Here is a 12,581-nt window from a genome sequence, read left to right as displayed (position 1 = left end):
CTCCAGCGGTCGGGGCCCTGTACAGAGCTGTTGGTCTCACACACCCGAACCTGCGGGCACGGAGTCGGTCGCCTCCGTCCACAGATCCTGCTCGGCGCGATCCGCCTGGATCTGGCGGTACACGAGGAGCCCGCCGATGGCGGCCAGTGCGACCAGGAGAAGCTTCTTCACCGCGCTACCTCGTCTCTTTCCTTGACGTAGGGGACCTCTGGCGCCCGATGATACACACCGGCCGATACCGTTCGGTGACCTATGCCCGGCATTGGTCAACCGAGGACCGTTTCATCAACTGCCGGGGCGCCTCTACGGAATCAGCCCGGGCGGAGAGAAGATCTCCGTCCGGGCTGATCTCGCCGGTGGGGCTAACAGGACTTGAACCTGTGGCCTCTTCCTTATCAGGGAAGCGCTCTAACCGTCTGAGCTATAGCCCCGCGCTGCACCGAAAGATTAGCGCACGACCAGCCCTGTCCCAAAATCGGTTACGGACGGCCGCTACTCGTCCTCGGCGAGCGTGACCTCCACCCCGCCGACGAAGCTCGCCGACAGGTTGTAGATGAAGGCTCCCAGGGTGGCCAGCGCCGTCGCCAGCACCACGTTGATCGCGGCGATGACCGAGGTGAAGGCCAGCACCCGCGGCAGCGACAGGAACGACTCCAGGTCGAAGCCGGTGCCCTTCTTGGACTCCGTGGCCTCGCTGAGCGTCCCGCCCACCGCGCTGAAGACGCCCATTCCGTCCATGACCATCCACAGCACCGCCGCGGCGACCACGGTGCAGATGCCCAGCGCGATCGCGAGCAGGAAGCTGACCTTCATCACCGACCACGGGTCCGCCCTGGAGACCCGCAGCCGCGCCTTGCGCGTACGCGGGGCCGGGCGGGCGCCCGACTCGGAGCGCGGCCGGCGCACCGCGGTCGGCTGCTGCCCCGTGCCGCCCCTGGCGGCGTGCGCCGCGCCGGCGGCCGGCGGGGCGTACGCCTGCGGCGGGTGGTACGGCTGCGCGGGCGGCTGCTGCCCCCGCTCGCCGGGCAGCGGGCTGCTCGAGTAACCCTCGTACGGCGGCTGCGGCTGCCTGATGTCCGTCACTGTTCCCCCATGGGAGTCGGTGGCGGGGCCACGGGCGCCCGCCGAAGCGGACGATACGCCCCCGGCGGGTGCGGCTCCCGGCGCCGGCCCCTGACCGGCACCCGCTCCGCCGCCCGCCGCGGCACCCGTGGCTCCACTCACGACTTACTCCTCGGTCTCGTCGGCCGGGGGCGGTGTGCCCACGGCCGCCTCGGACGCGGCCCCCTCGGACGCGGCCCCCTCGGCTGCCTCACTCACGGTCTCGGACTCGTCCTCGACCTCTTCAGCCTCACGACCGGCCTCGGCGTTCCGGGCGATGCCCACGACGGCATCGCGCTTGCCCAGGTTGATCAGTTGGACGCCCATGGTGTCACGGCCCGTCTCCCTGACCTCGTTCACCCGCGTACGGATTACGCCACCGCCGAGCGTGATCGCAAGGATCTCATCAGTCTCCTCGACCACCAGCGCCCCGACCAGAGAACCGCGGTCCTCCACGATCTTGGCGGCCTTGATGCCGAGGCCGCCACGGCCCTGGACGCGGTACTCGTCGACATTCGTCCGCTTCGCGTACCCGCCGTCGGTGGCGGTGAACACGAACGTACCGGGACGGACGACATTCATCGAGAGGAGCTCGTCGTCCTCGCGGAAGCTCATGCCCTTGACGCCGGAGGTCGCCCGCCCCATCGGCCGCAGCGACTCGTCCGTGGCCGTGAACCTGATCGACTGTGCCTTCTTGCTGATCAGCAGCAGATCGTCTTCGGCCGAAACCAGCTCCGCCCCGATCAGCTCGTCCTCCTGGCCGCCCTCCGTCTCCCGGAGGTTGATGGCGATCACGCCACCCGACCGCGGCGAGTCGTAGTCCTTGAGCGGGGTCTTCTTCACCAGCCCCGACTTCGTGCCCAGCACCAGATACGGCGCCGCCTCGTAGTCCCGGATCGCCAGGATCTGCGCGATCTGCTCGTCCGGCTGGAACGCCAGCAGGTTCGCGACGTGCTGGCCGCGCGCCTCCCGGCCCGCGTCCGGCAGCTCGTAGGCCTTCGCCCGGTAGACCCGGCCCTTGTTGGTGAAGAACAGCAGCCAGTGGTGGGTGGTCGAGACGAAGAAGTGGTCGACGATGTCGTCCTGCTTCAGCTTGGTGCCGCGCACGCCCTTGCCGCCGCGCTTCTGCGAGCGGTAGTCCTCGGTCTTCGTCCGCTTCACATAGCCGCCGCGGGTGATCGTGACGACGATGTCCTCCTCGGCGATCAGGTCCTCGATGGACATGTCGCCGTCGAAGGGGATCAGCTTGGAGCGCCGGTCGTCGCCGTACTTCTCGACGATCGCGGTCAGCTCCTCGCTGATGATCTGCCGCTGCCGCTCGGGCGAGGCCAGGATCGCGTTGTACTCATTGATCTTGGCCTGAAGCTCGTCGTGCTCCTGGATGATCTTCTGACGCTCCAGGGCGGCGAGCCGCCGCAGCTGCATCTCCAGGATCGCGTTGGCCTGGATCTCGTCGATCGTCAGCAGGTCCATCAGGCCCGTACGCGCGATCTCCACCGTGTCACTGCGCCGGATCAGCGCGATGACCTCGTCGATCGCGTCCAGCGCCTTGAGCAGACCGCGCAGGATGTGGGCCCGCTCCTCCGCCTTGCGCAGCCTGAAGCGCGTCCGGCGGACGATGACCTCGATCTGGTGAGCGACCCAGTTGCGGATGAAGGCGTCCAGCGAGAGGGTGCGCGGCACCCCATCGACCAGCGCCAGCATGTTCGCGCCGAAGTTCGTCTGGAGATCGGTGTGCTTGTACAGGTTGTTGAGGACGACCTTGGCGACCGCGTCCCGCTTCAACACGATGACCAGGCGCTGGCCGGTCCGCGAGGACGTCTCGTCGCGGACGTCCGCGATACCGCCGATCCTGGCTTCCTTCACCAGGTCGGCGATCTTCTGCGCCAGGTTGTCCGGGTTGACCTGGTACGGCAGCTCGGTGACCACCAGGCACTGGCGGCCCTGGATCTCCTCGACCTCCACGACCGCGCGCATCGTGATCGAGCCGCGGCCGGTGCGGTACGCCTCCTCGATGCCCTTGCGGCCGACGACCAGGGCGCCGGTGGGGAAGTCCGGGCCCTTGATCCGGTCGATCAGGGCGTCGAGCAGCTCCTCCGGCGTGGCCTCGGGGTTGGCCAGGAACCACTGGGCGCCCTCGGCCACCTCGCGGAGGTTGTGCGGCGGGATGTTGGTGGCCATGCCGACCGCGATCCCCGCCGAGCCGTTGATCAGCAGGTTCGGGAAGCGGGCCGGCAGGACCGTCGGCTCCTGGTTGCGCCCGTCGTAGTTGTCCTGGAGGTCGACGGTGTCCTCGTCGATGTCCCGGAGCATCTCCATGGACAGCGGGGCCATCTTGCACTCGGTGTAGCGCATGGCCGCGGCCGGGTCATTGCCCGGGGAGCCGAAGTTGCCGTTGGAGTCGACCAGCGGCATCCGCATGGACCACGGCTGGGCCAGCCGCACCAGGGCGTCGTAGATGGACGAGTCGCCGTGGGGGTGGTACGTGCCCATGACGTCGCCGACGACGCGGGCGCACTTGTAGAAGCCCTTCTCGGGGCGGTACCCGCCGTCGTACATCGCGTACAGCACACGCCGGTGCACCGGCTTGAGGCCGTCCCGGACGTCGGGCAGCGCACGGCTCACGATCACGCTCATCGCGTAGTCGAGATACGAGCGCTGCATCTCCGTCTCGAGGCCCACCGGCTCGACGCGCGTCGCGGCAGCCCCCTGGGCGGTGTCTTCAGGCGTGTTCGGGGTGTTCTCGTCGGCCATTGCTGGTCAAGTCCTTCTGTCGTCTGCGGCTGCTCGGGGCCGACTCAGATGTCGAGGAAGCGGACGTCCTTGGCGTTGCGCTGGATGAACGAGCGCCGGGCCTCGACGTCCTCGCCCATCAGGACCGAGAACAGGTCGTCGGCCTGCGCCGCGTCGTCCAGGGTGACCTGGCCCAGGACGCGGTGATCGACGTCCATGGTGGTCACGCGCAGCTCCTCGGCGTTCATCTCGCCCAGCCCCTTGAAGCGCTGGACCGAGTCCTCCCTGATGCGCTTGCCCTGCTCACGGCCGGCCTGGATCAGCGCGTCCCGCTCACGGTCCGAGTACGCGTACTCAAAATCATCCCGGCCCCACTTGATCTTGTAGAGGGGCGGGCGGGACAGGAAGACATGGCCCGCCTCGACCAGCGGACGCATGAAGCGGAAGAGGAAGGTGAGCAGCAGGGTGTTGATGTGCTGGCCGTCGACATCGGCGTCCGCCATCAGAATGATCTTGTGATAGCGGAGCTTGCTGATGTCGAAGTCCTCGTGCACACCGGTGCCGAACGCCGAGATCAGCGCCTGGACCTCGTTGTTCTGGAGGATCTTGTCGACCCGCGCCTTCTCGACGTTGAGGATCTTGCCTCGGATGGGCAGGATCGCCTGGTACTGCGGGTTGCGGCCGGCCTTGGCCGAGCCGCCGGCGGAGTCACCCTCGACGATGAAGATCTCGCACTTGGACGGGTCGTTGGACTGGCAGTCCGCCAGCTTGCCCGGCAGTGACGCGGTCTCCAGCAGCCCCTTGCGGCGGGTCAGATCGCGGGCCTTGCGGGCCGCGACCCGGGCCGTCGCCGCCTGGATCGACTTGCGGACGATGTCCGACGCCTCGTTGGGGTTGCGGTCCAGCCAGTCGGCCAGATGCTCGTGGACGATCTTCTGGACGAAGGTCTTCGCCTCCGTGTTGCCCAGCTTCGTCTTCGTCTGGCCCTCGAACTGCGGCTCGCCGAGCTTGACCGAGATGATCGCGGTCAGACCCTCACGGATGTCCTCACCAGTGAGATTGTCATCCTTTTCCCGGAGCAGCTTCTTGTCCCGCGCGTACTTGTTGATCAAGTACGTCAGCGCGGCGCGGAAGCCCTCCTCGTGGGTACCGCCCTCATGGGTGTGGATGGTGTTCGCGAAGCTGTAGACACCCTCGCTGTACTGGGTGTTCCACTGCATCGCGATCTCGACCGAGAGCATCCGCTCCTTGTCCTCGGCCTCGAAGCCGACGACCGTGGGGTGGACCAGCTCCCCCTTGCGGGAGTTCAGGTACTTCACGAAGTCGACGATGCCGCCCTCGTAGCAGTACTTCACGGAGAGCGGCTTGCCCTCCTCGTCCACATGGGCCGCGCGCTCATCCTTCAGCGAGATGGTCAGGCCCTTGTTCAGGAACGCCATCTCCTGGAAGCGCCGCGACAGCGTCTCGAAGGAGTACTCGGTCGTCTCGAAGACGTCCGGGTCGGCCCAGAAGGTGACCGTCGTGCCGGTCTCCGCGACCGGCTCGTTCTTGGCCAGCGGCGCGGTGGGGACACCGAGCTTGTAGTCCTGGGTCCAGCGGAAGCCGTCCCGCTTGACCTCGACCGACACCTTCGTCGACAGCGCGTTGACCACGGAGACGCCGACGCCGTGCAGACCGCCGGAGACGGCATAGCCGCCGCCGCCGAACTTGCCGCCCGCGTGCAGCACGGTCATCACGACCTCGACGGCCGGCTTCTTCTCCACCGGGTGGAGGTCGACCGGGATACCGCGGCCGTTGTCGACCACGCGGACCCCGCCATCGGGCAGGATCGTCACCTCGATGGCGTCCGCGTGACCGGCAAGGGCCTCGTCCACGGAGTTGTCCACCACCTCTTGGACGAGGTGGTGGAGGCCGCGCTCACCGGTGGAACCGATGTACATACCGGGTCGCTTGCGGACCGCGTCCAGGCCCTCCAGGACGGTGATCGCACTGGCGTCGTAAGACGGCGAGGCCAGAGCCTCATCGCCGTCCTTCGACGGGATCTCGGACGGGATGTTCTCGTTGGGGTTGCCGGAATCGGCCACGAAGCGCCCTTTCTGGCACAGCACGAGCCGTCTCCGGGGCAGGCGGGAGCGGCTGCGTCGTTCAACATGTTTCCGCAAGCACTCGGTGCGCAAGCGGCGACGGTGTACGCGCCCAGTCTACCGGTAGCGCCGACAAGAATGGGGGCTTGCCGGTGCCTGAGTACGCATGTGCCGCCCTGAACCGGTCGCCACCGACTCCCCATATCTGGGGACGGGGTTTAAGAGGCTCACACCGCCACTCAGCGCTTCGGGACGTCAACCACCGGCAACCATGACAGACGCCCCAGCGGCCACCCCCTGCACAGCCGACCCGCACCGCCCCCGCGGGGGGCGCACAGGAGCACACAGACCGCCAGGTCAGCCGTAGGTGTCCCCGGGGCCCGTACTGCCGGGGGCGCGCAGCGATCCGTAACGCCGGGCCGGGCCGCCCGGGCCCAAAACCTTGATCAGCTTCACCGTGCCCTGGCCCAGATCCGCGTTGAGCCGGGCCACCAGCTGCGGAGCCAGCAGCCGCAGCTGGGTCGCCCACGCCGTCGAGTCGCACCGCACCGTCAGCACCCGCGCCTCCTCGTCGTACCGCAGCGGCTCACAGTGCTGCGCCACCTCAGGCCCCACCATCTGGGGCCAGCGGCCCATCACCCCGCCGACGGCGGCCGGGGTCTCCCAGCCCCGCTCGGTGATCAGCCGGCTGATCGCGGCGCCGAGCGGCAGCGGATCACGCCCGTCCGCGCGCGCGCCGGAGCGCAAGCCCCCTCGACGCGCCTGCTTCTTCTGCTGCGCCGCCGCACCACGGGCGCGCGCCTGTTCCTTGGCGGCGCGCAGCGCCACCCGCGCCAGGTCGACCCCCGAGGGCTCCGGCGGGGTGGGCGGGGGCCCGGACTGCTCGGTCACAGGGGCCGCACCTCCCCTTCGGACACCGCGTAGCGGGCGCCCGCCAGCACACCGGGGACGTCGTCCTCCACGGCCGCCGTGACCAGCACCTGCTCCCCGGGCGCCACCAGCTCGGCCAGCCGCTCCCGGCGCCGCTCGTCGAGCTCCGCGAAGACATCGTCGAGCACCAGCACCGGCTCGCCCGCCCGTCGGCCCGCCCCGCCGTCTCCGGCCTCGGCGGATGGCCCGCCGGCCCCCCACGTGACGTCCGCGCGCAGCAGGTCGTACGAGGCCAGGCGCAGGGCCAGCGCATACGACCAGGACTCGCCATGGCTCGCATAGCCCTTCGCCGGAAGCTCGCCGAGCCGGAGGACCAGATCGTCGCGGTGCGGGCCGACCAGCGTCACCCCGCGCTCGATCTCCTGCTTACGGGCGGCGGCGAGCGCGGCCGAGAGCTGCTCGTACAGCTCCTCGCGGGTGCCCGAGGCCGCCAGGCCGTCACCGACGGAGCTGCGGTAGTCGAACCCGACCGGGCCGCCCCCCGGGGCCAGTTGCTCGTACGCCTTGTCGGCCAGCGGCTGAAGCGCGGCGATCAGATCGAGGCGCTGGGCGAGCAGCTCGGCACCGGCCCGCGCCAGATGCTGGTCCCATACGTCCAGAGTGGACAGCGCCGCGTCACCGCCGGAGCCGCGGCCGCCGTGGCGCCGGGCCAGCGCGGCGGTCTTGAGCAGGGTGTTGCGCTGCTTGAGCACCCGGTCGTAGTCGGCGCGGACCCCCGCCATGCGCGGCGAACGGGCGGTGACCAGCTCGTCCAGGAAGCGACGGCGCTCGCCGGGATCCCCCTTGACCAGGGCCAGATCCTCGGGCGCGAACAGGACCGTACGCAGAATGCCGAGCACATCACGCGGTCTGACCTGCGAGGATCTATTGATTCTGGCCCGGTTGGCCTTACCGGGGTTCAGCTCCAGCTCGACCAGCTGCTGCCGCTCTCCCTCGACGATCGCGGCCCGCACGATCGCCCGGTCCGCGCCCATCCGCACCAGCGGGGCGTCGGAGGAGACGCGGTGGCTGCCGAGCGTGGCCACATAGCCGACGGCCTCGACGAGGTTGGTCTTGCCCTGGCCGTTGGGCCCTACGAAAGCCGTGACGCCCGGCCCGAGGGGGACCTCGGCCCGGGCGTACGAGCGGAAGTCGGCGAGTGACAGATGCGTGACATGCATGGTGGCGGCGCCGACCTCCCCCGGCGGCTCCCTTGCGGGGGCTGGTTTACTTCTTGTTCTCGACCGCGTGGCCGCCGAACTGGTTGCGCAGTGCGGCGATCATCTTCATCTGCGGGGAGTCGTCCTGGCGGGACGCGAACCGGGCGAAGAGCGAGGCCGTGATGGCGGGCAGCGGCACGGCGTTGTCGATCGCGGCCTCGACGGTCCAGCGGCCCTCGCCGGAGTCCTCCGCGTAGCCCCGCAGCTTCTCCAGGTGCTCGTCGTCGTCCAGGGCGTTGACCGCGAGGTCCAGCAGCCAGGAGCGGATGACGGTGCCCTCGCGCCAGGAGCGGAAGACCTCACGGACGTCGGTGACCGAGTCCACGGCCTCCAGCAGCTCCCAGCCCTCGGCGTAGGCCTGCATCATCGCGTACTCGATGCCGTTGTGGACCATCTTCGCGAAGTGGCCGGCACCGACCTTCCCCGCGTGGACCGAGCCGAAGTCGCCCTCGGGCTTGAGCGCGTCGAAGATCGGCTGGACCTTCGCCACATGCTCGGCGGCCCCGCCGTACATCAGCGCGTAGCCGTTCTCCAGGCCCCAGACGCCGCCGGAGACGCCGCAGTCGACGAAGCCGATGCCCTTGGCGTTCAGCTGCTCGGCGTGCTTCTCGTCGTCGGTCCAGCGGGAGTTGCCGCCGTCGACCACGATGTCGCCGGGCGACAGCAGCTCGGCCAGCTCGTCGATGGTGGTCTGGGTCGCGATGCCGGACGGCACCATGACCCACACCACGCGCGGTCCCTTCAGCCTGTCCACAAGATCGCCGAGGCTGTGGACATCGGCGACGTCCGGGTTGCGGTCGTACCCGATGACGGTGTGACCTGCGCGGCGGATGCGCTCGCGCATATTGCCGCCCATCTTGCCGAGACCGACGAGACCGAGCTCCATCAGTGATCCTTTATGCCGTAGTCATTGCGTTTCGCACCTGAGTCCGAGCCTACGCCCACGTGTTGCCGCTCAGCTGTGGGCAACACCCGCTCATCCGCTGAGACGCACCGGCATGATCAGGTACTTGTACGCCTCGTCCGCCTCGGCATCCACGGCCGGCTTGCCGCTGAGCAGCGCGGGCTTGGTCGACGTGGTGAAGGACAGCTGGGCGACCGGGGAGTCGATCGCGCTCAACCCGTCCAGCAGGAACGTCGGGTTGAAGGCGATCGAGATGTCGTCGCCGTCGAGCTGGGAGTCGACGCGCTCCACAGCCTGTGCGTCGTCGCTCGACCCGGCCTCCAGGATCAGCACGCCCTGCTCGAAGGTCAGCCGGACCGGGGTGTTGCGCTCGGCGACCAGCGCGACGCGCTTGACGGCCTCCACGAACGGAGCCGTCTCGATCACCGCGACGGAGTTGAACTCGGTCGGGAAGAGCGTGCGGTACTTCGGGAGATCGCCTTCGAGCAGCCGGGTCGTGGTCCGGCGCCCGGCGCCCTCGAAGCCGATCAGGCCCTCGCCGGCGCCCGAGCCGGACAGCGCGAGAGACACCGTGTCACCGCTGGTCAGCGACTTGGCGGTGTCCTGGAGCGTCTTGGCGGGCACCAGCGCGACCGCGGAGATGTCCGGCGTCTCGGGCTTCCACAGGAACTCGCGGACCGCGAAGCGGTAGCGGTCGGTGGAGGCCAGCGTGACCGTGTCGCCCTCGATCTCGATCCGCACACCGGTGAGCACCGGCAGGGTGTCGTCGCGGCCGGCCGCGATGGCCACCTGCGCCGCGGCGGCGGCGAACACATCGCCGGGCACGGTGCCGGTCGCCGTCGGCATCTGCGGCAGGGCCGGGTACTCCTCCACAGGGAGGGTGTGGAGTGTGAATCGCGACGAGCCGCAGACGACGGTCACCCGCACACCGTCGGTGGAGATCTCCACAGGGCGGTTGGGGAGAGCGCGGCAGATGTCGGCGAGGAGACGGCCGGAGACCAGGACCGTGCCGCCGTCCTCCACATCGGCCTCGACCGACACACGGGCCGAGACCTCGTAGTCGAAGCCGGAAAGGCTGAGGGCACCGTCTTCCGCCTTCAGCAGAAGGCCTGCGAGGACGGGCACCGGCGGACGGGCCGGAAGGCTGCGGGCCGCCCAGGCCACTGCCTCCGCGAGTACATCGCGCTCCACCCGGATCTTCACCGGAACCGCCTCCTGCTGTTGCTGGCTCGCCCTGCTGGCCTTCGTCGTCGGCGCAATCGCCGGAGACCAGTCTGACGTACGCCGCCGACAGTCGGTGCGGCTCCGGGTCAAATCGGCGCCCGAGGTGTCGGGCGGCTCGGTGCCCGGTTGTGCACAGGCCCCACTTCGAAGCGAATTTCCCGCTCTAACTGAGTGGTCGTAGTAGTAGGCCCTGTGGAAACCGTGGACAACTGACTTCTCGCAGGTCAGCACCGATTTTTTATCCACTGACCCTGTGGGTGGAGGCAGTGGACAACCACGGTCTTCTGTGGATGCCGAAGAGTTCTGCACACTCGATGCACAGGCGAGCCCTGGTTCTCCCCAGCTGCGTCCCCAGTTTTACCCACCTTCCCCACAGCCCAACCCGGCTCGTTGGTGTGACGCCTTTCACTCATCACGGTGACCACGCCTGTTTCGTTGCCGAACAGTGGATGAGGGTGTGGAGAAGCTGTGGGTGACGGGGCTCCGGCTGTGGGCGGGCGGTGGACAACGCGGAGCGAGCCCTGTGGGTATCCCGGTCGTCCACAGTCTGTGGACTGTCGATTGTCACAATTCCACACCCCGCTGACCTCCCCTGATGCCGCTCCGGCGGCCGCCCCTGTGGACACAGTCTGGACAACCGCGGCATCCCCAGGGTGTGGACGGTGGATCGGCCGCGGATCTGTGGAGAAGCCGCGTCCGAGGGCATGGAATCGAACAGGCCGGGACGGGGGTGCGCCGCGGCGAGGCGGCCGGCGGGAGGAGCCGGGCCCGGCCGGAGGGGGGTCCGGAACGACGAAGGGCGCTTGCGGGAGTCGTTTCTCCCCAAGCGCCCTGGGCGGAATCCGGCGCGTGAGCCGCGCCGCAGCCGTCTCTGTCAGCCGTTCTTGATGCGGTTCGTCAGCTCGGTCACCTGGTTGTAGATGGAGCGCCGCTCGGCCATCAGGGCCCGGATCTTGCGGTCCGCGTGCATCACGGTCGTATGGTCCCGCCCGCCGAACTGCGCCCCGATCTTGGGCAGCGACAGATCGGTCAGCTCACGGCACAGATACATGGCGATCTGCCGCGCGGTGACCAGCACCCGGCTGCGCGAGGCCCCGCACAGATCGTCGACCGTGTGCCCGAAGTAGTCGGCGGTCGCGGCCATGATCGCGGTGGCGGTGATCTCCGGGGCGGCGTCCTCGCCGCCGGGGATCAGGTCCTTCAGCACGATCTCGGTGAGGCCGAGGTCCACCGGCTGGCGGTTCAGGCTGGCGAAGGCCGTGACCCGGATCAGCGCCCCCTCCAGCTCACGGATGTTGCGCGAGATACGGGAGGCGATGAACTCCAGCACCTCCGGCGGCGCGTTCAGCTGCTCCTGCACCGCCTTCTTGCGCAGGATCGCGATGCGCGTCTCCAGCTCCGGCGGCTGCACATCGGTGATCAGGCCCCACTCGAAGCGGTTGCGGAGCCGGTCCTCCAGGGTCACCAGCTGCTTGGGCGGCCGGTCGGAGGACAGCACGATCTGCTTGTTGGCGTTGTGGAGCGTATTGAAGGTGTGGAAGAACTCCTCCTGCGTCGACTCCTTGCTCGCGAGGAACTGGATGTCGTCGACGAGAAGGATGTCCATGTCGCGGTAGCGCCTGCGGAACGCGTCCGCCTTGCCGTCGCGGATGGAGTTGATGAACTCGTTGGTGAACTCCTCGGAGCTCACATAGCGCACCCGCGTCCCCGGGTAGAGGCTGCGCGCGTAGTGCCCGATCGCGTGCAGCAGGTGGGTCTTGCCGAGCCCGGACTCCCCGTAGATGAACAAGGGGTTGTACGCCTTGGCGGGCGCCTCGGCGACGGCGACCGCCGCGGCGTGCGCGAAGCGGTTGGACGCGCCGATGACGAAGGTGTCGAAGAGGTACTTCGGGTTCAGGCGCGCGGTCGGCTCACCGGGGCCGGGCGCGGGCGCGGGCTGCGCGGCGAGCGGGCCGGGGGCGCCGGTCTGCGAGGGCAGCACGGGCGGGCCGCCGCGGGACCGCTCGAGCGGATCCGGGAGCTCCCGGCGCGGCTGCTCGTAGGGCGACCGATCGGGACCAGGGCCGGCGCCCGGGAGCGGCCCGGGCCCGGGCCGCTCCGCGCCGGGGCCCCGGTACTCGGAGTGCGGCTGCTGGTCGTAGCGCGGCTGGTCATAGCCGGGCTGGGGACGCTGCGAGGCGTACGGATCGCCCTCGGGGAAGCCGCCGAGCCGGGGCTGCTGCCAGCCGTACTCGTCGCGGGGCCGGGGCCAGGCGCCGGGCTCGGGGCGGTGCTGCTCATAGCCGGGGTAGGCGGGGCGGGCCGTCGGCAGCTCGTCTCCCGCCGGGCGGCCGTAGCCGTCGCGGCCGTCGTAGCCGTCCCGGGCGTCCCGGGCGTCGTAGCCGTCCCGGGCGTCCCGAGCGTCGT

Annotated in this window: 8 protein-coding genes, 1 tRNA gene and 1 pseudogene; all 10 read right to left on the bottom strand. The window is 69.4% G+C overall.

Annotation, left to right across the window (positions count from 1 at the left end; genetic code table 11):
- Positions 1-36: 36 nt before the first annotated feature.
- Positions 37-171, bottom strand: a complete 135-nt coding sequence (locus ABTY62_RS19335; protein WP_003958712.1) for a DLW-39 family protein — start codon at positions 169-171, stop codon at positions 37-39.
- A 186-nt stretch (positions 172-357) separates the two neighbouring features.
- Positions 358-431, bottom strand: a tRNA-Ile gene (locus ABTY62_RS19330).
- A 61-nt stretch (positions 432-492) separates the two neighbouring features.
- The gene (locus ABTY62_RS19325) at positions 493-1,083 is read right to left on the bottom strand and encodes a DUF3566 domain-containing protein (protein WP_352130625.1); all 591 of its coding nucleotides are present in this window, start codon (positions 1,081-1,083) and stop codon (positions 493-495) included.
- 144 nt (positions 1,084-1,227) lie between these two features.
- Positions 1,228-3,855, bottom strand: coding sequence for a DNA gyrase subunit A (gene gyrA / locus ABTY62_RS19320; protein WP_352130624.1), 2,628 nt, complete (start codon positions 3,853-3,855; stop codon positions 1,228-1,230).
- Positions 3,856-3,899: 44 nt separating this feature from the next.
- Positions 3,900-5,942: a DNA topoisomerase (ATP-hydrolyzing) subunit B gene (gene gyrB, locus ABTY62_RS19315; RefSeq protein ID WP_352130623.1), complete on the bottom strand. Its 2,043-nt coding sequence runs from the start codon at positions 5,940-5,942 to the stop codon at positions 3,900-3,902.
- 333 nt (positions 5,943-6,275) lie between these two features.
- Entirely contained in the window at positions 6,276-6,809 is a 534-nt protein-coding gene (locus ABTY62_RS19310) for a DciA family protein (RefSeq protein ID WP_352130622.1), read from the bottom strand.
- Positions 6,806-8,008: a DNA replication/repair protein RecF gene (gene recF, locus ABTY62_RS19305; RefSeq protein WP_352130621.1), complete on the bottom strand. Its 1,203-nt coding sequence runs from the start codon at positions 8,006-8,008 to the stop codon at positions 6,806-6,808. The genes ABTY62_RS19310 and recF overlap by 4 nt, the downstream gene beginning before the upstream one ends.
- A 46-nt stretch (positions 8,009-8,054) precedes the next feature.
- Complete coding sequence (gene gnd / locus ABTY62_RS19300) at positions 8,055-8,933, bottom strand: phosphogluconate dehydrogenase (NAD(+)-dependent, decarboxylating) (RefSeq protein WP_352130620.1); 879 nt, start codon at positions 8,931-8,933, stop codon at positions 8,055-8,057.
- Between the two features lie 90 nt (positions 8,934-9,023).
- Complete coding sequence (gene dnaN, locus ABTY62_RS19295) at positions 9,024-10,154, bottom strand: DNA polymerase III subunit beta (RefSeq protein WP_352130619.1); 1,131 nt, start codon at positions 10,152-10,154, stop codon at positions 9,024-9,026.
- Between the two features lie 895 nt (positions 10,155-11,049).
- Positions 11,050-12,531 (bottom strand): annotated as a pseudogene (gene dnaA / locus ABTY62_RS19290) (chromosomal replication initiator protein DnaA); the annotation flags it as partial.
- Between the last annotated feature and the right edge of the window lie 50 nt (positions 12,532-12,581).

This window comes from Streptomyces sp. NPDC097640 (assembly GCF_040302705.1).
Classification (GTDB): domain Bacteria; phylum Actinomycetota; class Actinomycetes; order Streptomycetales; family Streptomycetaceae; genus Streptomyces.
Note: the sequence above shows the minus strand (reverse complement) of the source record. Positions and strands in the feature narration are given on the sequence as shown.

What these genes read in the sequence shown, in the direction of transcription:
- gyrA (WP_352130624.1), bottom strand. Translation starts at nt 3,855, where the DNA reads ATGGCCGACGAGAACACCCCGAACACGCCTGAAGACACCGCCCAGGGG.
- recF (WP_352130621.1), bottom strand. Translation starts at nt 8,008, where the DNA reads ATGCATGTCACGCATCTGTCACTCGCCGACTTCCGCTCGTACGCCCGG.
- gnd (WP_352130620.1), bottom strand. Translation starts at nt 8,933, where the DNA reads ATGGAGCTCGGTCTCGTCGGTCTCGGCAAGATGGGCGGCAATATGCGC.